This is a genomic window from Rhodococcus sp. NJ-530 (genome assembly GCF_003860625.1).
GTDB classification, from domain to species: Bacteria; Actinomycetota; Actinomycetes; order Mycobacteriales; family Mycobacteriaceae; genus Rhodococcus_F; species Rhodococcus_F qingshengii.
This window is the reverse complement of sequence record NZ_CP034152.1, coordinates 3,268,098-3,288,320: the sequence shown is the minus strand read 5'-3', so window position 1 is coordinate 3,288,320 and position 20,223 is coordinate 3,268,098. Positions and strand designations below refer to the sequence as shown.

At 64.1% G+C, this 20,223-nt stretch carries 19 protein-coding genes, 2 pseudogenes and 1 riboswitch; of the genes and pseudogenes, 11 read left to right on the top strand and 10 right to left on the bottom strand.

Annotation, left to right across the window (positions count from 1 at the left end; genetic code table 11):
* Nucleotide 1: 1 nt before the first annotated feature.
* Complete coding sequence (locus tag EHW12_RS15375; protein ID WP_003944862.1) at nt 2-967, bottom strand: 5'-3' exonuclease; 966 nt, start codon at nt 965-967, stop codon at nt 2-4.
* Between the two features lie 37 nt (nt 968-1,004).
* On the opposite strand from EHW12_RS15375, the gene EHW12_RS15370 reads away from it, so the two are divergent.
* The gene (locus tag EHW12_RS15370) at nt 1,005-2,141 is read left to right on the top strand and encodes a Xaa-Pro peptidase family protein (RefSeq protein ID WP_125051089.1); all 1,137 of its coding nucleotides are present in this window, start codon (nt 1,005-1,007) and stop codon (nt 2,139-2,141) included.
* Here the strand turns inward: EHW12_RS15370 and EHW12_RS15365 are convergent, their stop codons facing one another.
* A complete protein-coding gene (locus EHW12_RS15365; RefSeq protein WP_007729859.1) occupies nt 2,142-2,567 on the bottom strand; it encodes a PPOX class F420-dependent oxidoreductase in 426 nt (141 codons plus the stop codon). It abuts the gene before it with no gap.
* Nucleotides 2,568-2,597: 30 nt separating this feature from the next.
* Between EHW12_RS15365 and EHW12_RS15360 the strand changes: the two genes are divergently transcribed.
* The 8 genes and pseudogenes from EHW12_RS15360 to EHW12_RS15325 all read left to right on the top strand — a co-directional run bounded on the left by EHW12_RS15360 (nt 2,598) and on the right by EHW12_RS15325 (nt 8,906).
* Nucleotides 2,598-3,359 carry an SDR family NAD(P)-dependent oxidoreductase gene (locus tag EHW12_RS15360; protein WP_051720849.1) on the top strand — a complete coding sequence of 254 codons (762 nt, stop codon included), beginning with the start codon at nt 2,598-2,600 and terminating at the stop codon, nt 3,357-3,359.
* Nucleotides 3,356-4,639 carry a bifunctional cobalt-precorrin-7 (C(5))-methyltransferase/cobalt-precorrin-6B (C(15))-methyltransferase gene (locus tag EHW12_RS15355; RefSeq protein WP_030536348.1) on the top strand — a complete coding sequence of 428 codons (1,284 nt, stop codon included), beginning with the start codon at nt 3,356-3,358 and terminating at the stop codon, nt 4,637-4,639. The genes EHW12_RS15360 and EHW12_RS15355 overlap by 4 nt, the downstream gene beginning before the upstream one ends.
* Entirely contained in the window at nt 4,636-5,385 is a 750-nt protein-coding gene (gene cobM, locus EHW12_RS15350) for a precorrin-4 C(11)-methyltransferase (protein ID WP_003944967.1), read from the top strand. Before EHW12_RS15355 ends, cobM begins: the two co-directional genes overlap by 4 nt.
* Nucleotides 5,382-6,155 (top strand): cobalt-precorrin-6A reductase, encoded by a 774-nt coding sequence (locus EHW12_RS15345; protein ID WP_037126390.1) that lies wholly within the window; start codon nt 5,382-5,384, stop codon nt 6,153-6,155. Before cobM ends, EHW12_RS15345 begins: the two co-directional genes overlap by 4 nt.
* Nucleotides 6,156-6,321: 166 nt before the next feature.
* Nucleotides 6,322-7,221: a HAMP domain-containing protein gene (locus EHW12_RS15340; protein WP_225320034.1), complete on the top strand. Its 900-nt coding sequence runs from the start codon at nt 6,322-6,324 to the stop codon at nt 7,219-7,221.
* Nucleotides 7,222-7,380: 159 nt separating this feature from the next.
* Nucleotides 7,381-8,022: a ScbR family autoregulator-binding transcription factor gene (locus EHW12_RS15335; protein ID WP_019748499.1), complete on the top strand. Its 642-nt coding sequence runs from the start codon at nt 7,381-7,383 to the stop codon at nt 8,020-8,022.
* Between the two features lie 10 nt (nt 8,023-8,032).
* A complete protein-coding gene (locus EHW12_RS15330) occupies nt 8,033-8,392 on the top strand; it encodes a VOC family protein (protein WP_019748498.1) in 360 nt (119 codons plus the stop codon).
* Nucleotides 8,392-8,906: pseudogene (locus EHW12_RS15325) on the top strand (DUF1990 domain-containing protein). The gene EHW12_RS15330 and the pseudogene EHW12_RS15325 overlap by 1 nt, the downstream one beginning before the upstream one ends.
* A 13-nt stretch (nt 8,907-8,919) precedes the next feature.
* Here the strand turns inward: EHW12_RS15325 and ccsB are convergent.
* A pseudogene (ccsB, locus tag EHW12_RS15320) lies at nt 8,920-9,878 on the bottom strand (c-type cytochrome biogenesis protein CcsB).
* A gap of 274 nt (nt 9,879-10,152) precedes the next feature.
* Between ccsB and EHW12_RS15315 the strand changes: the two are divergent.
* Nucleotides 10,153-10,935 (top strand): alpha/beta hydrolase, encoded by a 783-nt coding sequence (locus EHW12_RS15315; protein ID WP_125051087.1) that lies wholly within the window; start codon nt 10,153-10,155, stop codon nt 10,933-10,935.
* A 446-nt stretch (nt 10,936-11,381) separates the two neighbouring features.
* On the opposite strand, the gene EHW12_RS15310 is transcribed toward EHW12_RS15315, so the two are convergent.
* From EHW12_RS15310 to cobG, 7 genes are all read right to left on the bottom strand, one after another.
* A complete protein-coding gene (locus tag EHW12_RS15310; RefSeq protein WP_125051085.1) occupies nt 11,382-11,972 on the bottom strand; it encodes a dihydrofolate reductase family protein in 591 nt (196 codons plus the stop codon).
* 77 nt (nt 11,973-12,049) lie between these two features.
* Nucleotides 12,050-12,289: a PLDc N-terminal domain-containing protein gene (locus EHW12_RS15305; protein ID WP_003944835.1), complete on the bottom strand. Its 240-nt coding sequence runs from the start codon at nt 12,287-12,289 to the stop codon at nt 12,050-12,052.
* Entirely contained in the window at nt 12,286-12,690 is a 405-nt protein-coding gene (locus tag EHW12_RS15300; protein WP_058226722.1) for a hypothetical protein, read from the bottom strand. Before EHW12_RS15300 ends, EHW12_RS15305 begins: the two co-directional genes overlap by 4 nt.
* On the bottom strand, nt 12,687-13,046 hold the full coding sequence (locus EHW12_RS15295; protein ID WP_065455757.1) for an HNH endonuclease signature motif containing protein: 360 nt from the start codon (nt 13,044-13,046) through the stop codon (nt 12,687-12,689). Before EHW12_RS15295 ends, EHW12_RS15300 begins: the two co-directional genes overlap by 4 nt.
* Before the next feature lie 26 nt (nt 13,047-13,072).
* The gene (gene cobJ, locus EHW12_RS15290) at nt 13,073-14,560 is read right to left on the bottom strand and encodes a precorrin-3B C(17)-methyltransferase (RefSeq protein ID WP_125051083.1); all 1,488 of its coding nucleotides are present in this window, start codon (nt 14,558-14,560) and stop codon (nt 13,073-13,075) included.
* Nucleotides 14,557-15,183 carry a precorrin-8X methylmutase gene (locus tag EHW12_RS15285; RefSeq protein ID WP_007729839.1) on the bottom strand — a complete coding sequence of 209 codons (627 nt, stop codon included), beginning with the start codon at nt 15,181-15,183 and terminating at the stop codon, nt 14,557-14,559. The genes cobJ and EHW12_RS15285 overlap by 4 nt, the downstream gene beginning before the upstream one ends.
* A gap of 19 nt (nt 15,184-15,202) precedes the next feature.
* Nucleotides 15,203-16,345: a precorrin-3B synthase gene (cobG, locus tag EHW12_RS15280; RefSeq protein WP_058226724.1), complete on the bottom strand. Its 1,143-nt coding sequence runs from the start codon at nt 16,343-16,345 to the stop codon at nt 15,203-15,205.
* Nucleotides 16,346-16,419: 74 nt separating this feature from the next.
* Nucleotides 16,420-16,505, top strand: a riboswitch (cobalamin riboswitch).
* A gap of 63 nt (nt 16,506-16,568) precedes the next feature.
* On the opposite strand from cobG, the gene EHW12_RS15275 reads away from it, so the two are divergent.
* Nucleotides 16,569-20,189 (top strand): cobaltochelatase subunit CobN, encoded by a 3,621-nt coding sequence (locus tag EHW12_RS15275; RefSeq protein WP_042919753.1) that lies wholly within the window; start codon nt 16,569-16,571, stop codon nt 20,187-20,189.
* Nucleotides 20,190-20,223: the final 34 nt, after the last annotated feature.

Here is a 20,223-nt window from a genome sequence, read left to right as displayed (position 1 = left end):
CCTATTGGTCTGAACGGCCTGCCGCCGCAGCCTCGAGCGCGGCGGCAAGCCGGCCGGCCGAGCGCTCGATGTTCAGCGAGGCCGCCACTTCCTCGAGGCGTGCGGGATCGACGGGGGTCGCCGGGAGTCGGTCGTCCTTCGAGAACTGAACGTCCGCGTCGCGAACCACTCGTACGACCGGCAACGCAGCATCAAGGTAAGCCATTGCCTCAGGTGAGGTCAGTTTTGCGCGAATCCCCTTGGCCATATCCGATTCAGGATCAGCTGCGGCCGCCCGAAGTCCGGCCAACGAGCCGTAACGGAGCATCAGTGTCGACGCAGTCTTCTCACCGACACCCTTGATGCCGGGTAGACCGTCGGAGGCGTCTCCGCGCAGTACCGCGAGTTCGGCGTAAGCCTCGCCCGCACGGTCACCGGGTACTCCGTATTTCTCCGCAACCTCGACCGGTCCGAAGAGTTCCGCCTTGGACAGGCCACGGCCCACGTACAGGACACGGACGGGCACGTACTCGTCTGTGACGACCTGCAGTAGGTCTCGGTCACCACTGACGACGACGGTGAGATCTTCGCGCTCGGTGGCGGCAAGCGTTCCCAGTACGTCGTCGGCTTCGAGTCCGACTGCACCCGCCGTCGCGATACCCGCTGCAGCGAGCACGTCCATGATCATGTCGACCTGAGGCGTCAACGTGTCCGGAACTTCTTCGGACGCACCGTCAGAGCCTTCCTCGACGCGATGTGCTTTGTACGTCGGAACGGCGTCGACGCGGAACTGCGGTCGCCAGTCCAAGTCCAGGCACACCGCGAGACGACTCGGCTGGTGTTTGGTGATCAGGGAAGCAACCATGTCGGTGAATCCGCGCACCGCGTTGACAGGTCTTCCGTCGGGATCGACGAATGACTCGGGCAGCGCGTAGAACGCACGAAACCACAGGCTGGCACCGTCGAGGAGAAGCAATGGCCCACTCATGGTCACCATCCTGCCAGTCGGCACTAACCTGTAAGCCATGACGTCTCCAGCCGAACAGGATTCCCGATTCTCCAGCGCCGTGTACGGCGCACGTATCGCTCGTGCCGCCGAGTTGGCTCGATCAGCAGGACTCGACGGTCTGGTGGTGACTCCAGGTCCGGATCTTCGGTACCTGACAGGTTCTCGGGCTGACTCGTTCGAGCGCTTGACCGCGTTGGTCATCGCCGCGGACACGGCGAAGGCGTCCGTCGTACTTCCTCGGTTGGAGTTGGCGTCGCTGAAGGAATCGGCAGTGGGCGATCTCGGGTTGACCGTTCTCGACTGGGTCGACGGTGTCGACCCGTATGCGATTGTGGCGGCGCAACTCCCGACCAGCGCGAAGGTTGCGGTGACGGATGCGATGCCTGCATTGCACCTGATCCCGCTCGCAGACACCTTGGGCGCGTTGCCGATTCTCGCCACCGGCGTCTTGCGCGAATTGCGGATGGTCAAGGACGGCGCCGAGATCGAGGCGTTGCGGCGAGCCGGTGCGGCCATCGACCGTGTTCACGCCCGCATGGCCGAGTTCTTGGTCGTCGGACGTACGGAAGCTGAAGTAGGCGAAGCGATTTCGGCGGCGATTCTCGAAGAGGGGCATACCGAGGCCGCGTTCGTGATTGTCGGTTCGGGCCCGCACGGCGCCGATCCGCATCACGAGGTTTCGGACCGGGTGATCGAGAGGGGCGATATCGTGGTCATCGATATCGGCGGACCGGTCGAGCCCGGATACAACTCGGACTCCACTCGCACGTACAGCATGGGGCAGCCGTCCGCGGAGGTTGCCGCACAGTTCGCGGTACTCGAGGCGGCGCAGCAGGCTGCGGTCGATTCGGTGCGGCCAGGAGTCTCCGCAGAATCCGTGGACGTTGCAGCCCGCGAAGTGCTTGCCGCACAAGGGCTTGCAGAGGTATTCGTTCACCGCACCGGTCACGGTATCGGGCTGTCCGTGCACGAGGAGCCGTACATCGTCGAGGGCAACACCATCGAACTCGTCGAAGGTATGGCCTTCAGCATCGAACCGGGAATCTACTTCCGCGGCAGTTGGGGTGCCCGTATCGAGGACATCGTCGTCGTGACCGCCGACGGTTGCGAGTCGTTCAACAACCGTCCGCACGGCCTGACTGTCCTCGCCTGATCAGCTTTTCTTGAACGCAGCGGACCCGAGTATGCGTGTGACGTCGATTTCGATGACCACGCGCGCGGGATTGACCCGTGGCTGGCGGTACCGCTCGGCATAGCGCCGAACGGCGTCGGCCACGGAGTCCGCGTCGGTGAGCACGCGTGCCGGCCCCTCGAGCGTGAGCCAGCGGCCACCGTCGACCGAACTGACGGCGGCGTATCCGCCACGCGCTGCGTTGATCGCCTTCTGTGAGCCACCGCTGGTGATCACGCGCGCCTTTCCGGCTTCCTGGTCCCAGGTGAACCCGACGGCAACGACGTGTGGGGTGCCGTTCGGACGCAACGTCGTGAGTGTCGCGAGGTGGTATTCACCGACGAACTTCAGCCCGTCTTCGGTGAGAGTCTGCTGTGACGATGGCGTGGTGGAGGGGGTGAGCGTCATGCCACGACGGTAATCCAGGACACTGGAGCGGTGACTGCGGGTGCGAACGTGAATGACATCGAGACGGTACTGCTCCTCGGCGGACGAAGTGAGATCGGCCTCGAGATCGGGGTCAGGCTCGCGCCGGGCCGCAACATCGTTCTGGCTGCCAGACGCAGCGGAGAGCTGTCGGAGCAGGAGCAGATGCTCAAAAACGCCGGCGCTGTCGAAGTCTCCACCGTCGAGTTCGACGCCGACGCTGTCGACACGCACGGAGACCTCCTGGGCGCCGTAGTCGCCGAGCACGGTCGGATTTCGATTGCAGTGCTGGCCTTCGGGATTCTCGGCGATCAGGCGCGTGCCGAAACCGACGCGGCGCATGCGGTCGCGGTGGTGCACACCGACTACGTGGCTCAGGTCAGCATCCTCACGCACCTCGCGGAGATCATGCGCCGACAGGGAACCGGAAAGATCGTGGTGTTCTCGTCCGTCGCCGGCGTTCGGGTTCGCCGCGCCAACTACGTCTACGGGAGCGCAAAGGCCGGCTTGGAGGGTTTTGCCAGCGGTCTGGGCGACGCGCTGCACGGTTCGGGCGTGCAGTTGATGCTGGTACGGCCAGGGTTCGTCATCGGGAAGATGACCGAGGGAATGTCGCCTGCCCCGATGTCGAGCACTCCGTCGCAGGTCGCGGACGCCGTCGTGCGGGGACTGAACTCCGGGGCGACGCGTGTGTGGGTACCGCGAGTTCTGCAGCCGGTGTTCTTCGTCATGCGGCTTCTGCCTCAGACGATCTGGCGCCGGATGCCGCGATGACCACACACCCGGTGGTGATCGTCGGCATCGGCGCCGACGGCTGGGATGGGCTGTCCGAGAGCGCAAAGGGCGCAATCCTGGGCGCGGAGGTCCTGATGGGGTCGCCGCGCCAATTGGACTTGGTCCCGGCGACACATCTCGGGGCACGGCGTGCGCCCACCAGGCTGACCTGGCCGTCTCCGATGATTCCGGCGTTGCCGTCGATGTTCGCCGAGAACGCGGACCGCAGAGTATGCGTGCTCGCCAGCGGTGACCCGATGTTCCACGGTCTCGGTGTCACATTGGTCAGGCTGCTCGGCGCGGACAACGTGCGAGTGATCTCCCACCCGTCGTCGGTGGCGTTGGCGAGCGCGCGAATGGGATGGGCATCGGCCGAGATCGACGTCGTGAGCCTGGTCAACCGAGACTCGGCGACAGTATTGGCTTCCGTGACTTCTGGTGCGCGACTGCTGGTGTTGAGCAACGGGCGCTCGACACCGGGGGAGGTGGCACGTCTGTTGTCCGGCGCGGGCTTCGGTCGATCGATCGTGACCGTGCTGGCCCAGCTGGGCGGGGCCGGGGAATCGCGGACCGTCATGGTCGCAGACGAGTGGGATCACGCGGACGAGGACGTGGACGCGTTGAATGTTCTGGCCGTCGAGTGCATCGCGGCCGATCCTCTCTTGCGGCTGACTCGAATCCCGGGGCTACCGGATGCTGCTTTTGTCGGCGACGGTCAGATGACGAAGCAGGAGATCCGTGCGTTGACGTTGTGCGCGCTTGCCCCGGCGCCGGGAGAACACCTCTGGGACGTGGGCGGTGGGTCGGGAACCGTCGCCATCGAGTGGATGCGAACTCACCCACGTTGCACTGCAACAACATTCGAGAAGGTGGCGAGCCGCGTGTCGCAGATCGGTGCCAATGCACTCAATCTCGGCGTGCCCGCGTTGAACGTGAAAGGGGCCGCGCCGGAGGCGTTTGCGGACGAAACTCGACGTCCCGATGCGGTGTTCGTCGGCGGCGGCGTCACGCAACCGGGAATGCTCGAAGCGTGCTGGGAGCAGTTGAGCGTGGGTGGTCGTCTGGTCGCGAACGCCGTGACCGCCGAGTCCGAATCGTTGCTGCTCGGCTGGATGAGTCGCCATGGTGGGACGCTTCGACGCTTTCAGGTGCAGCGCGCCGAGCCGTTGGGAACGTTCAACGTTTGGCGACCGCAACTTCCGGTGGTCCAATGGTCCGTCACAAAACGTCAGCCGTCTGCAGGCGCAGACACAGATACGCCGGAGGAATCCACACAATGACCGTTCATTTCATCGGTGCGGGTCCCGGTGCGGCAGATTTGATCACTGTCCGCGCGCAACGGATCATCGCTGCGAGCCCTGTGTGCTTGTACGCAGGCAGCCTTGTTCCAGCGGAGTTGCTCGAGTGGTGCCCGGTCGGAGCTCAGGTCGTGGACACTGCTCGGCTGAGCCTGGACGAGATCACCGCGATTCTTGTCGAAGCGGATTCCGCTGGGCTGGACGTCGCGCGTTTGCATTCCGGTGATCCGTCGATCTTCAGTGCAGTGGCAGAGCAAGCTCGTCGCCTGGACGCCGCAGGAGTCGATTTCGACATGATTCCCGGTGTTCCTGCATTTACCGCGGCTGCAGCCGCGCTGGGGCGCGAGCTGACTGTCCCAGGCGTCTCGCAGACCATTGTTCTCACCCGAGTCTCCACCTTGTCGACGGCGATGCCGGAGGGCGAGGATCTGCGGTCCCTCGGCCGCAGCGGCGCGACGATGGTGATTCACCTCGGCGCTCATCGCATCGAACAGATCGCATCCGAGTTGGCCGACAATTACGGCGAGGACTGCCCGGTCGCGGTGGTCGCCTTCGCCTCACGGCCCGAGGAGATCGTTGTTCGAGGCACTTTGAAGACGATCGTCGAACTTGTTCATGCGGCCGGCATCACGAAGACGGCCGTCGTGATCGTCGGCCGAGTGTTGACTGCGGAGGGGTTTCCGGACAGCTACCTCTACTCGGCAGCGCGCGAGAGAAGCACACACTGACCTCGACAGGTACTCGTCGCCGCGTACTCCTGCTCGGCGGCACAGGCGAAGGTCGAGTGATCGCTTCTCGCTTGGCCGGTTCAGCCGACCTCGAGGTTGTCACATCGCTGGCCGGCCGGGTTCGTGATCCTCGATGGCCGGAGGGGGAAGTGCGTATCGGCGGGTTCGGGGGAGCCGAAGGGCTGTCGGAGTGGTTGTCGGCCAATGATATTCGTGCAGTGCTCGACGCCACGCATCCGTTTGCCGCTCGCATCACCCAGAATGCGTTCGAAGCGTGCCTTGCGAATTCCGTGCCGTACGCCATGTACCGACGCCCGCCCTGGCGCGAGCAACTCGGTGACACTTGGCTTCCGGCACACGATCTCGATCACGCCGCAGAGTTGGTGCCGACGGTCGGCTCACGCGCTTTTCTGACGATCGGGAGGCAAGGAGTTTCGGCGTTCGACCGCGTGAAGAGCGTCTCGTTTCTCGTGCGCTCGATCGATCCGCCTTCAGGGACATTGCCGCCTCACTCGCAATTGCTGCTCGCACGTGGTCCATTCGACATCGAAGCGGAAGTCGATCTGATGCGAACTCACAGCATCGACGTCGTGATCACCAAGAACAGTGGCGGCGAGCAGACGTACGCAAAGATCGCCGCAGCCAGGCAATTGTCGATCCCGGTGATCGTCGTCGAACGACCACCGATCCCGGCGACCGTCCCGGCATTCGATACCGAAGCCGAGGCGATGGACTGGCTCACGGCTTTCGGTCGTGGAACGGCGCTGTGAGGCCGACATCGCGTTCGCTTCAGGTTCGTCTAAGGTTCCGTGACCATACTGGAGGGATGTTGGGATTTTTCGACGCCGCACTGCGGGACCGCGCATGAGAGTGTCGGTTCCCGGAATGAGCCGTCGAAAACCATCGGGAATTCACGTGCGGACGCTCCATGCTCGCGTGAAATTGCTGACTGCAGGCCTGGTGGCGATCGCGGTGATCGTGTCGGCGTCGGCGGTGTACATAGTGTTCAACGCGTATTTGCAAGGCAACGTCGATCGACAACTCGAGCGCACGAGTGACGCGATCACCGACACCGTCAATTTCGGCGGTGTCACACCGGTTCTGGGATTGACGGCCGGCGCGGATACAGCGGTCATCCAGGCGGTGGGGCTTCTTACTGCCGACGGCGCCTTGGTGACGGCGACTCCCGGTCTGCCGCCGTTCAGCACGAGCGCAGACGCCATCAGGTCGATCGCAGACGGCAATTCGTCGCAGACAATCGCGACGGTTGATGCGTATCGAATTCTTGTCGAGCCCTCGGTTGCGGGCCAGACTTTGGTTGTCGCGCAATCCCTGGGGCCGACGCGTTCGGTACTCAAGCGACTGGCAGTGGTGTTGGCGGCACTCGGGGCGGCCGGAATCGCCCTAGCTTACGCGGCCGGAGATGCTGTGGCACGCACAGGATTACGGCCGATTGCGCGACTTACTGCGGCGACGCGGCGGGTCGCCGAAACGGATGATCTTGCGCCGATCCCGGTGACCGGTGACGACGAGTTGGCGTCGTTGACAGTCAGTTTCAATCGGATGCTCGGGACGTTGTCGGAATCGCGGGCACGCCAGAGAAGTCTGATCACCGAAGCGGGCCAGGACCTTCTGGCTCCTTTGACTGCACTTCGCACCAATATCGAGTTGTTGATGTCTTTCGATACCAAGTCCGGCGCGATTTCCGAGGCGGATGCAACGCAGCTGCGTGAGGAAATCACCGACCAGATGATGGAGTTGACGCTCCTCGTCGGAGAGTTGGTGGACCGTGCGCGGGTTGACGAAAGCACGTTGGGGAGAGGAGATTCCCTCTAAATCGGACGTCTGACCAGCGACTTTGTTGCATTCGTAATTGAAGCAATGGAAGGAGCGCTGGTAATGTGGGGCAATTGTGAAGTTTTTGGGTATAGCTGGAATGTGGCGCGAACCGTGGGGTTTGCTGGGCGGGGGCCTTTGGAGGACGAGAGGGATTCAGTGGTCAAGCAAGCACGCGCCGAGCTGACTCGGCAGCAAATCGTTGCCGGCGCGGCCGCGCAGTTCGAGAAGACTGGTTACGGCAGCACCAGCATGGCCGACATAGTCTCGGGGGCCGGTACTACCAAGGGCGCGTTGTATTTCCATTTCGCGTCGAAGGACGAGCTCGCGCAATTCATCATTGCCGAACAGCATCGGCTCTCGATCGAGTCGGTGCAGGCGATTTCCGCGACGGGAAAGGACCCGTTGGAACAGATGATCATGCTCACGCACGAAATGGCACGCCAGATTGTCGACGAGCCGATCGTTCGCGCGGGCATTCGCCTCACGCTGGAACTGAGCACGTACGAGGGGCCGGTGGAACCGTACGCCGAATGGATCTCGGCAATCACCGATCTCACCGCCAGAGCTCAGGCGGAAGGTGAAATCCGAAAATCGGTCAGCGCAGAATCGTTCGGCAGGTTCATGCCCTCGGCATTCACGGGGGTACAGCTGGTTTCGAACGTCCTCACCCGACGCTCGGATCTTCCGGATCGTGTCGACGAGATGTGGCAGATCCTGCTTCCGGGAATCGTCAGCGACGAACTTTCCGGTGATATCGAGCGCCTCGTCAAGTCGCGGTGGACTCCGGCGGCGGCGTAGCCTGCGGGACATGGCCGTCACGCGGATAGTTTCGGATCTGTCGAGTAGCTCGCTCGAGGCCGCGCAGCGCTTCTACACCGAAGTGCTGGGCCTCGAAGTTGTCATGGATCACGGGTGGATCGTGACGTTGGCTTCGCCGACGGATCCGTCATTGCAGATCAGCGTCATGACGCACGACGCTCATGCGCCCGTAGTACCGGACGTCTCCGTCGAGGTGGATGATCTCGACGCGGCGTACGAGGCCGCGGTGCAGCGCGGCGACACCATCGTCTATCCCGTCACCGAGGAGCCGTGGGGTGTCCGCAGGTTCTTCGCTGCCGACCCCGACGGCCACGTGATCAACATCCTCAGCCACCGACGCGAGCAATGATGGCGTCCCGCCCGGGCGGGCTGACGTACCTCGAGGTGGGCGCAACGTCAGGCGTTCTCCCCGCCGGCTATCACCACGTTCACGAGAGCGCGACGGTCGGATCCGGACGGGAGGATTTCGAGGTTGCCGCTCGAACCGTCGCGAATTGGGGAATGCACCGCGGAGCCGGACTGGCCGTACGGACGGCAGCCCCGACCGCCGTGGCGGGTCAGGATGCGACCTTCGGACTCGGTCCGGTAACTATCCCCGTTCGGATCGTCTATGTCGTAGACGAACCCAATCGCAAGGGCTTCGCGTACGGAACCCGCGCGGGCCACCCGAATGCGGGGAGGAATTGTTTGTCGTCCAGTTCGACGAGGCCAGCCAAGCGGTTCGTATCGAGATCGTTGCGTTCTCCAAGCCCGGAACGTGGTGGGTGCGTCTCGGCGCTCCGATCGGACGTCGAGTACAGGCGTTTGTCACGCGCCGCTACATCCGTGCCGTCCGCCAGAGCGTCGCCCGATCGCGGGTCTGACCCGTTGTAGGCGTCAATTCAATCCAGCGTACGAATGCAATCCCGACACGACGTAGTTGATCGCAAACATGTTGAAAAGCATGGTGGCGAGCGCAGCAACATTGATCCATGCCGCACGCATGTTCTTCAACCCGGCGGTAGCGCGCGCATGGAGGTACGCGGCATAGAGAACCCAGGAGATGAACGAGACCGTCTCCTTGGGGTCCCAGCCCCAGAAACGTCCCACGCGGCCTCCGCCCAGATCGCCCCGCAGATCACCCCGATGCTGAACAACGGGAACCCGACGACCGTTGTTCGGTAGGCCACGCGGTCAAGCAATTCGGATGACGGCAGTCGTGCCGCAATCCAACGCAACGCGCGTTTCTTCGACTGCGGGCCCACCTCGGCAATCATGAAAAGTGCGCTGACCGAACTTGCGAACGTAAGGATGCCGGAGGCGGCGACGATGATCGTGACGTGCACGCCGATCCAGTACGAACGAAGAGCGGGTACGACCGGCGCTGCCTCGGCATACATGCTTGCGGCGGCGACGAACAGAAGCACCACGGTGGGTGACAGAACGAAGAAGGTCAACGATCGAATCGGGTACCGCCGCAGAATGACCAGCCAGCATGCCACCAATGCCGCGCTGAGGAAAAGCGCGTACTCGTAGAGGTTTCCGAGAGGCCATCGGTGCGTCGAGATGCCGCGAAGTGCAAGCGCGGTGACGTTGAGGACCAGGGCGACGACGATGAGAGACATGGCAGCGCGACCCGCACGATGGGCGCGGGTTCGATTCGGCAGCAATGCGATCCGGCCGGGCAATGCAGGATTCGATGCACTTCCGGCATGTGCGAGTGCCGGTCGCACCGTGGCAGAGAGGGGTGTGCTGGAGAAGTCGACGACGGAAAGAACCAGGGCGAGAACGTAAATCGCGAAAGACGACGCGAAGGCGTAGTCGCTGTACTGCGCGAGAACTGGATCGACCGACATCAGACTCCTCATAACGACCGGTTGGTTGTTATTTGGAATCTACTACACACGATCGTAGAACTGGCAGGGCCGTCTGTCGGATCAGTGGCCCGGAAAATGATTGGACGAGCTTCGGTTGGGGTTGATAGCTTGTGCGAGACCGTGACAACACGCCAGGAGGTGAGACCCATGAACGCTGTAACCATGTGGGTGCTCCCACTCGTGTTCACGGATCGGCGATTGACGTAGGTGTCGCCGGGAGCGCCTCGAGTAGGCAATCCCGAGAGGTAACACCATGCAATCCAATTCTCAGACCATCGAATTCACTTCCGAGACGCCGTTGAACGGGGTCGTCGAACGCCATTTCATTCTGGACGACATCACCGGTGTGCTCTGGTCACCCGCGTCCGGATCTGTCGAATCACCCCTTCTGCTGTCCGGGCACTCCGGCGGCATGCACAAGAAGGCACCAGGACTGGTTGCCAGCGCACTCCACAGTGTGAGCTCCCACGGGTTCACAGTCGCCGCGATCGACGCGCCCGGACACGGCGACCGCCCGCGGAACACACAGGACGAACAGTGGGTCGAGGCGATCCACCAGGCTAGGGCGGCCCACGAGCCGATCGCCCCGATCGTCGTCGAGTACAATCGATCGTTGGCGGAGCGTGCAGTGCCGGAATGGCAGGCGACCATCGACGCTCTGCAAACGCTGCCCGACGTCAACGCCGACGCTCCGATCGGCTTTGGCGGCGTGTCGCTAGGGGTCGTGACCGGGCTCATGTTGGCCCCGGTCGAATCCAGGATCGCTGCCGTGAGCTTCGGGGGAGTTTTTGTGGACGACTCCCTCATCGAAGCGGCACGAAAGCTCGCGGTCCCGGTCGAGTACCGGATCCCTTGGGACGACAAGGATTACGACCGCACGTCGGGGATAGCGTTGTTCGATGCCTTCGGCTCGAAGGAGAAGACGCTGCACGCCTACTCGGGCAGGCACTATCCGGTGCCCGACTACGAGCGCGACAGTTCGGCTCGGTTCTTCGTCCGCCACCTCGGCGGGAGCGGTGGCGCTCCTGTGAGCTGACGTGAACACGTATCGGCGTCCGGCCTGTGTCGGACGCCGATACGATCTCGACCAGGTTTCGTTTCTCAGCAAGACCCGAAGTAGTGGCGTCAACGTATCCTGCATCAATTTGACCAAAGCTTTTCAGATGATCATTTTTGTGGCGCTCGCGATGGTGGCGATTTCGATCCTTCGCTCGCTAGTAGCCGTCCAGCTTGGCCATTTTTGCTGAGGCGCTCGATGGCGACATATGTCCTTACGGTCCGCCGGGCGGAATGAACTTGTTCGTGATCCAGTTCGATGCTTCGATCTCGTCGAGGGTTGTCCGGAGAACTTCGGTGGCTAATGTTCATGCTGTGCCGAGTGTCCGGTCAATACCGAACACCGAACAAGACTGGGAACTCTTCTCGCGTCCGAACTGAGGCGACGACATGTCTTTCAACCGCGCATGTCCAGCCATGCGTCGACTACCCGTCCGATACCTGACCCGGGGGCGGTATTTGAGTGGGCCGATATCGCACGGCGACTGCACCCGACTGGAACTCGTGGCGATCGACGAGTTCGAGTTGGATGCGCTTGCGCAGACCGGCGAGCAACGTCGGTCCGTGTCCGGCGAGGACCGGTTGCACAACGAACTCGTACTCGTCGATCAGTCCCAGGTCTGCCAATGCCAGGGGGAGTGTTACGCCGCCAACCCACAGGCCTTCGCCGGGCTGCTCCTTGAGCCGTTGAATCACTGGCCCCAAGTCGCCTTGCACGAGTTCGGCATTCCAATCGACCCCGCTCAGCGTGTTCGACACGACGTACTTCTTCGCCCGGTCCATGGCCTGGGCGAACGGGATCTCCCACTCGTCCATCCAGTCAGGCCACGCGCCCGTTGCGGGCCGCCGCCACGCCGACTCCATCATCTCGTAGGTCACCCGGCCGAACAGCAAGGCATCGGCTCGTTCCATCTGAGCGGTCCAGTAGCGCATCGACTCCTCGTCGGGTGGGAGCCCCGCCTCGTGATGGCAGCAGCCGTCGAGGGTGACGTTGATCGAGTATCGAAGTGGTCTCATCTCGTTGTTCTCCCCTGATAGGCGCAGAGTGACAGCACCGGACCGTACTCAGACTACTGCCGGGCCGTCGGTGTAGATCAGGTTCGGGACCTGGAGTCACGCGGGGGTCGACCGAACAGTAACCAGACGAGCGCACCGAGTACAGGCACCGCGATCACCAGTGCCGACCACCAGAATTTGCCGCCCGAGCGTTCGAAGTCAGTGCGCACGATCGCCACGAGCGCGCTAATCGTGATGAAGATCCAGGCAAGAACGAAGGCGGTGAAGGTGATGTCCATCCAAAGCGGAATGGTGGGGTTGGGGGTCGATTCGTTCACGCTTCCAAACCACTTTCGACGACTGTGCCTTGATGAAACAACACGCTCCACCGATTCTCGGTGAACCGCCAGATGGATGATCGCTCGGTAACTCGTTGCGCTTGCGCCAGCCGGTACGTCACCAGATACGTGTCAGGTGCAATCCGGCTCAGCGCGGGTCGGTCAACCCTCCATCCGAGTTCAGCCGCGTCGTTCACTTCGCCGCGGAGTCGCCGGGTCTCGACTACGGACTGCACGTAGTCGCGGGTGTATCGCGCACCGGAGGCTCCGATTTCCCGGAACTCCGGGTCGACGACCGCATCGAACTCGTCTCGTGACATCGCTACTCGAGTTCGGTGAAACAGAGGTTCGAACTCCATGAGCTCGTCGAGGATCGGGCGCAACTCGTCCGGGGCCGTCACGACTGCTCCGAGAACTGCGCCCTCATCTCGATCCCTATCTCCGCGTGGCGCAGGAGGAAGGCCTTCTCGTCATAACCCTTGCGCCGCAACCAGAGAGTGACCTCGCTGTTGCATTTGCTCGCATTGCACGAGCGGCAAGCCGGTGCGATGTTGTCGAGTGTGTAGCGCCCACCGCGGGAGATCGCCAGCACGCAGTCACGTTGCGGCGACTCGTCCGGCTCGCCGCAGTACGCGCAGCCACCCCAGGCCGCTTTGAGCGCGGACCACTGCTCGACGGACAGGTCGTGCTCCATCAGATCCATTCGGCGTTTGCGCCTACGCGCGTATCTGGCTTTCCGGGTCCGGTTGACGGGCATGAGGCCATGCTATCGCCGTGCGGCGTTCACTCCGGGTAGCGCCGCGGGGTGAACACCTGACGGCCCGAACCGGTTTCGACGACCGTCGTCATCGAGGAGCCGACGATCAGCAGAGTTCGCATGTCGATCTCGGAAGGCTCGAGCTCGCCGAGGGTCACGACGCGAACTGATTCCTCGGCACCGGCAACATCGCGGCCGATGACGACGGGAGTCTCGGGGGAGCGGTGCTCGAGCACGAGGTCCTTCATGGCTTGGACCTGCCACGTCCGGGACTTCGACGCCGGGTTGTAGACCGCAAATGCCATGTCCGCGGCTGCAACTGCCGAGATACGGCGCGCGACGACATCCCACGGCTTGAGGCGATCAGACAACGAGAGCACCGCGTAGTCGTGCCCGAGGGGAGCGCCGACGCGACTGGCGACAGCGTTTGCCGCCGTCATGCCGGGAAGGATGCGGACCGGCACCCCGCGCCACTGGTCTTCGGCGGCAACTTCGAGAACTGCTGCAGCCATGGCGAATACGCCGGGATCACCCGAGGAGACGACAGCTACACGGGCGCCGTTCTTCGCCAGGTCCAACGCCATCGCGGCGCGTTCCGCTTCGACGCGGTTGTCGCTGGAATGGCGACGCTGGCCCGGACGCGTCGGCACGCGATCGACGTACGGGCCGTAGCCGACGAGGTCGGTTGCCAACGAAAGCTCATGCGCCACTTCGGGTGTGGTCCAGGCGGTGTCGCCCGGCCCGAGTCCGACCACGACCACCTCGCCGCGAGACTCGGCTGCGGGTCGAGGGTTGTTCGACGGGCTCGGAACGATGGCGATCGAAAAGTACGGAACTCCGTCCGGGTCGACCTCGGCAGCGGATTCGACGCGTTGACGTGTGGTGCTCGCGCGCTCGACGTAGTGGGCCTCGCCGAGGCGGCCGGAATCCTCGAGCGATTGGAGGACCGGTGGGAAGGTACGTCCGAGCTTGAGGATGGCCGCGGCGTCGGTTTCCTTGAGCCGCCTGGTCAGCTCGGCCTGCGGCAACGTTCCGGGCAGGATCGTGAGGATCTCTTCACCCTCGACCAGCGGCTTTCCGAGTGCAGCAGATGCCGCGCTGACGGAGGTGACGCCGGGAATCACTTCGGCGTCGAAGCGATCGGCCAGTCTCTTGTGCATGTGCATGTAGGAGCTGTAGAAGAGCGGATCGCCGGCGGCGAGCAACGCGACGGTTCGACCGGCCGCGAGGTGAGCTGCCAGCCGTTCGGCAGCTGCTTCGTAGAACTCGTCCATCGCGCCCTGGTATCCGCCGGGATGATCAACGGTCTCGGTGGTCACGGGGTAGACGAGGTGTTCTTCGATCTGTCCTTCGCGCATGTACGGCGCTGCAACTCCGCGGGAGATGCTCTTGCCGTGCCGCGCGGAGTGGAACGCAACCACATCGGCCTCGCCGATGACGCGGGCTGCCTTGACGGTCACCAATTCGGGATCGCCGGGGCCGATACCGACACCCCAGAGCTTGCCTGCACTCATTCGACTTCGCTCGCAATCGCATTGACGACGGCGGCGGTGATCGCGCTGCCGCCGCGTCGGCCGCGGAGAACGAGATGATCGATCCCGCTGGCGTGTTCGATGAGGGCTTCCTTCGACTCGGCAGCGCCGATGAAGCCGACCGGACCTCCGACGATGGCGGCCGGACGGGGTGCGCCGGCTTCGATGAGGTTCAGGAGATGGAACAGTGCGGTGGGTGCGTTTCCGATCGCGACAACAGCGCCCTCGAGCTTGGCTCCCCACAGTTCGAGAGCAGCCGCCGAGCGAGTGTTGTCGATGGTCGACGCCAGCACGGGAACCCGCGGATCGCCGAGGGTGCAGATGACGTCGTTGCCGGCGGGCAGACGCTTGCGCGTGATGCCGGCAGCCACCATCTGGGCGTCGCAGAAAATCGGCGCGCCGTCGCGCAGAGCTGCGCGCGCAGCCGAGACGACACCGGGTGTGAAGGCGACGTCGTCGACGAGATCGACCTGGCCACTTGCATGAATCATGCGCACTACAGCTTGCGAGACATCCGCCGGGAAACGGCTCAGGTCGGCTTCGGCCCGAATGGTGGCAAAGGACTGGCGATAGATTTCCGCGCCGTCACGGATGTACTCGATCATGTGCCACACGATAGAGGCATCACCGATCGGGCGGATTCACCCGGTAACCGTCACCCGTCGCGATCACATCCGCTACGTCCCCGCGGGGACGTCCGCAGCTGCGGTCGCACCCGGCCCAGTGCTGGCGCCCGACAACCGGAAGTTCTGCCTGCTCGACGGCGGTGATCGCGTCGGCGCGCACGTCGGCGAGCGACTTCTCGCATCCCGGACTTCCGGTGCAGGCGGTGACCTCGAGCCACGGTGAGTTCTCGTCGAAGATCAACCCCATGGGTGCCAGCACCCGGACTACCTGCTCGGCTGCCCATTCGTCGAGGTCGAAGATATGCACCGATCGCCACGGTGTCACGACGACGGGCTTGTCGACGGCTGCGAGGAACTCGGCCAGCCGAGCGTCGAGCAGCCCGAATCGCAGGCCGCCGCCCAGAGCTACGGTCCCGTCGCGCTGCTCGAGCCAGCCGATAGTAGGCCGTGCATCCGGCGTGAGGTCCGCAGCACCGGTGGACTCGGCGCTCAGACCCAGCTGCTCGAGGGTGCGTTCGATTCCGTCCGGAACCTCGGCCAGGCGCCAGTGCTTGTCGCGAACGGCGAGGAATGATCGAGCCGCCTCGAGGAGCAATTCGACGGCGTCGTCCGCCTGGACGAGATGAGTGGTGTGGTGACCGGCGAGCACCAGTGAATGCTCGGTGGCGCTGCGCGCATGGAGTCCGAAATCGCCCCGTAGCCCGGTGATGTCTCCGCGCCCGTCGTCGAGGGTGAACAGGGTTCGCCCTGGCAGATCTGCCAATGCTTGATCCGCTTGGATCGCCGAATCGAGACGGTGGACCAGTTCACGAATGTCGGCGACGCCCCCGATACGGCCGGACAGTGGGGACGCGAGGATGTTGCGCACTCGCTCGTGCGTCGCGGACGGCAGCAGGCCGGCCGACGCGATTCGCGCTGCGAAGGCTTCGGGATCCGAGACCGAGCGCAGTTGGACGTTGCCCCTCGAGGTGAGTTCCATCTGCCCGTTGCCGAGATCGCGCGCTGCGTCGGCGAGCGTCTGCAATTGGACCGGGGTGAGGAGTCCGCCGGGTAGGCGCACGCGAGCCAGTGCGCCGTCGGCGGCGTGGTGAACTTGCAGTGCACCCGGGCACGCGTCTGGCTGTGAACGGTCCGTGGGCATGGCTCCAGGGTACGACCTGTCATGAGTGCCTTCTGCGGACCGGTAGCATCACCACCACCAGTGACGGCAGTTGAGGAAACCGGTGGAAGTCCGGTGCGGTCGCGCCACTGTGAGTGTTGCTCGAGCGGGACGTGTTTCCGCTCGGAAACACGAGTCAGACCCTCAACCGCCGTCGATGACAGATCTGTGCCACGGGGCGCGAAACCCCAGGAAGGCTTCACCCGTGATTCTTCTGCTCTCCACGTCCGACACCGATCTGCTGAGCGCCCGCGCCAGCCAGGAAGCCGGCGACGGAGTCTCCTATCGCTGGGCCAACCCCTCACGCTTGCTGGTCTCGGAGGACTTGCCGCCCTTGCTCGACGGCGTCGACCTCGTGATCGTTCGTATCCTCGGCAGCCGTCGCAGCTGGGAAGACGGCCTGGACATGGTCCTCGCCTCCGGACTCCCCGTAGTCGTTCTCGGCGGCGAGCACGCGCCGGACGCCGACCTCATGGAGTGCTCGACGGTTTCCGCCGGCGTTGCTGCCGAGGCGCACAACTACCTGGCCGAGGGTGGCGCACAGAATCTGGCACAGCTGCACCACTTCCTGTCCGACACCGTCCTGCTCACCGGCCACGGGTTCGAACCGCCGGCCCACCTGCCTTCCTGGGGCATCGCTGATTTCGCGCCCGATCTCGACTCGGCGAGCGGTCCGGTCATCGCAGTTCTGTACTACCGCGCCCAGCATTTGGCCGGAAACACCCGGTACATCCAGGCGTTGTGCGACGCGGTCGCCGAGGCCGGTGGCACCGCGCTGCCGATCTACTGTGCATCTCTGCGAACCGCAGAAGCCGAACTTCTGAGCACGCTCCGCCGCGCCGACGCCATGGTCGTGACAGTTCTCGCTGCCGGTGGCACGAAGCCCGCGACCGCGTCCGCCGGTGGCGACGACGAAGCCTGGGATGTCGCCGCACTCGCTGCGCTCGACGTCCCCATCCTGCAGGGCCTGTGCCTGACCAGTAGCCGCGCCACCTGGGACGAGAACGACGACGGACTGTCGCCTCTCGACGTCGCGACCCAGGTCGCGGTGCCGGAATTCGACGGCCGCATCATTACCGTCCCGTTCTCCTTCAAGGAAATCGACTCCGACGGACTGTCCACGTACGTCCCCGACGTCGAGCGCGCCGCCCGTGTCGCCGGGATCGCGGTCCGTCACGGCAAGCTGCGCCACATTCCCACCACCGAGCGTCGCGTTGCTCTGATGCTCTCGGCGTACCCGACCAAGCACGCCCGCATCGGCAACGCGGTCGGTCTCGATACTCCGGCGAGCGCAATCGACCTGCTCACCGAAATGCGTTCTGCCGGTTACGACCTCGGTCCGGTCGACGGCCCGGACGCAGTTCCCGGCCTGGCGGCGAAGGACGGCGACGCGCTGATCCATGCCCTGATCGCGGCCGGCGGCCAGGATCCTGACTGGCTCACTGCCGAGCAGCTCGAGGGCAATCCGATCCGCATCTCGGCAGCAAAGTACCGCGAATGGTTCGCCACCCTGCCCGAGGAACTGCGCAGCGGCGTCGAAGAGCACTGGGGCGCAGCGCCCGGAGAGCTGTACGTCGACCGCTCGCAGGATCCGGACGGCGAAATCGTCATCGCGGCACTGCGATTCAACAACATCGTGCTCATGGTCCAGCCGCCGCGGGGATTCGGTGAAAAGCCCGTCGCGATCTACCACGACCCGGATCTGCCGCCGAGCCACCACTACCTGGCGGCCTACCGCTGGATCGCTGCAACACCGGACAACGGCGGATTCGGCGCCGACGCCGTTGTGCACCTCGGCAAGCACGGCAACCTCGAATGGTTGCCGGGCAAGACGCTCGGCATGTCCAGCAACTGCGGCACCGACGCAGCCCTCGGCGACCTGCCGCTGATCTACCCCTTCCTGGTCAACGACCCGGGTGAAGGAACACAGGCAAAGCGTCGTGCCCACGCGACGCTCGTCGATCACCTGATCCCGCCGATGGCCCGCGCCGAAAGCTACGGCGACATCTCCCGTCTCGAGCAACTGCTCGACGAGCACTCCAACATCTCCGCACTGGACCCGTCCAAGCTGCCGGCCATTCGCCAGCAGATCTGGACGCTGATGCGGGCAGCCAAGATGGACCACGACCTCGGCCTCGCGGAGCGTCCCGAAGAAGACGTGTTCGACGACATGCTCCTGCACGTCGACGGTTGGCTGTGTGAGATCAAGGACGTCCAGATCCGCGACGGTCTGCACATTCTCGGCCGCGCACCCGAGGGCGACGCCGAAATCGAACTGGTCCTGGCCATGCTCCGTGCCCGTCAGATGTGGGGCGGCGAACAGAGTGTCCCTGGTCTGCGCGAAGCTCTCGGGCTCAGCGAAGACGGCGACGAGTCCCGCAACCGTGTCGACGACGTCGAGGAAAAGGCGCACGCTCTGGTTCGCGGCATGTACGACGCCGACTGGAACCCCGCTGCGGCAGAACAACTCAGCGACGACGAGACCGTCGTGAAGATCCTTCAGTTCGCCGCCACCGAAGTGGTTCCACGCCTCCGACAGACGAACAACGAGATCAAGCAGGTCCTGCACGCGCTCGACGGCGGCTTCATCGCCGCCGGCCCGAGTGGGTCACCGCTGCGCGGCCTGATCAACGTGCTTCCCACCGGTCGTAACTTCTACTCCGTCGATCCCAAGGCAGTTCCCTCACGACTTGCGTGGGAGACCGGTCAGGCGATGGCCGAGTCGCTCGCCGCTCGATATCTCGCCGATCACGGCGAGTACCCGCGCTCGGTGGGTCTGTCCGTGTGGGGTACCGCCGCCATGCGTACCTCCGGCGACGACATCGCCGAAGTGTTCGCGCTCCTCGGTGTTCGCCCTGTCTGGGACGAAGCAAGCCGACGCGTGGTCAACCTCGAGGTCATCGATCTCGAAGAGCTCGGCCGCCCGCGCATCGACGTCACCGTCCGCATCTCCGGATTCTTCCGTGATGCGTTCCCGCACGTGCTCGCACTGCTCGACGACGCTGTTCAGTTGGTCGCCGCATTGGACGAGACGGACGAGCAGAACTACGTGCGCGCCCACGCGCAGGCCGACCTTGCCGAGCACGGCGATGCCAGGCGTGCGACCACCCGCATCTTCGGTTCGAAGCCCGGAACTTACGGCGCCGGCCTGCTGCAACTCATCGACTCCAAGACCTGGCGCGGTGACGACGACCTCGCCGAGGTGTACACCAATTGGGGCGGCTTCGCGTACGGCCGTGGGCTCGACGGAATCCCGGCAGCCGACGACATGCGCAGTGCATACCGTCGAATCAACGTGGCGGCCAAGAACACCGACACGCGTGAGCACGACATCGCCGATTCGGACGACTACTTCCAGTACCACGGCGGCATGGTTGCCACCGTGCGCGCGCTGACCGGAAAGTCGCCCGAGGCATATATCGGCGACAGCACTCGACCGGAATCGGTTCGCACACGCACACTTTCGGAAGAGACCGCACGTGTCTTCCGGGCGCGCGTGGTCAATCCCCGCTGGCTCGACGCGATGCGCCGTCACGGGTACAAGGGTGCCTTCGAGATGGCAGCCACGGTCGACTACCTCTTCGGGTACGACGCCACCACCAACGTGGTCGCGGACTGGATGTACGAAAAGCTCGCCGAGACCTACGTTCTGGACGAGCAGAACCAGAAGTTCATGACGCAATCCAACCCGTGGGCACTACACGGAATCGCCGAGCGGCTCCTCGAAGCCGCCGAGCGCAACATGTGGGAGCACCCCGAGCAGAAGACACTCGACGGCTTGCGTCAGGTGTACCTCGAAACCGAAGGCGAGCTCGAGGGGGAGTAGACCTCGAGCATCACCGGCAGATCCGGGCGCTGAA

Excerpts from the sequence above, each read along its gene's own strand:
- EHW12_RS15375 (WP_003944862.1), bottom strand. The coding sequence starts at position 967 with ATGAGTGGGCCATTGCTTCTCCTCGACGGTGCCAGCCTGTGGTTTCGT.
- EHW12_RS15370 (WP_125051089.1), top strand. The coding sequence starts at position 1,005 with ATGACGTCTCCAGCCGAACAGGATTCCCGATTCTCCAGCGCCGTGTAC.
- EHW12_RS15365 (WP_007729859.1), bottom strand. The coding sequence starts at position 2,567 with ATGACGCTCACCCCCTCCACCACGCCATCGTCACAGCAGACTCTCACC.
- EHW12_RS15355 (WP_030536348.1), top strand. The coding sequence starts at position 3,356 with ATGACCACACACCCGGTGGTGATCGTCGGCATCGGCGCCGACGGCTGG.
- cobM (WP_003944967.1), top strand. The coding sequence starts at position 4,636 with ATGACCGTTCATTTCATCGGTGCGGGTCCCGGTGCGGCAGATTTGATC.
- EHW12_RS15330 (WP_019748498.1), top strand. The coding sequence starts at position 8,033 with ATGGCCGTCACGCGGATAGTTTCGGATCTGTCGAGTAGCTCGCTCGAG.
- EHW12_RS15315 (WP_125051087.1), top strand. The coding sequence starts at position 10,153 with ATGCAATCCAATTCTCAGACCATCGAATTCACTTCCGAGACGCCGTTG.
- EHW12_RS15310 (WP_125051085.1), bottom strand. The coding sequence starts at position 11,972 with ATGAGACCACTTCGATACTCGATCAACGTCACCCTCGACGGCTGCTGC.
- EHW12_RS15295 (WP_065455757.1), bottom strand. The coding sequence starts at position 13,046 with ATGCCCGTCAACCGGACCCGGAAAGCCAGATACGCGCGTAGGCGCAAA.
- cobJ (WP_125051083.1), bottom strand. The coding sequence starts at position 14,560 with ATGAGTGCAGGCAAGCTCTGGGGTGTCGGTATCGGCCCCGGCGATCCC.
- EHW12_RS15285 (WP_007729839.1), bottom strand. The coding sequence starts at position 15,183 with ATGATCGAGTACATCCGTGACGGCGCGGAAATCTATCGCCAGTCCTTT.
- cobG (WP_058226724.1), bottom strand. The coding sequence starts at position 16,345 with ATGCCCACGGACCGTTCACAGCCAGACGCGTGCCCGGGTGCACTGCAA.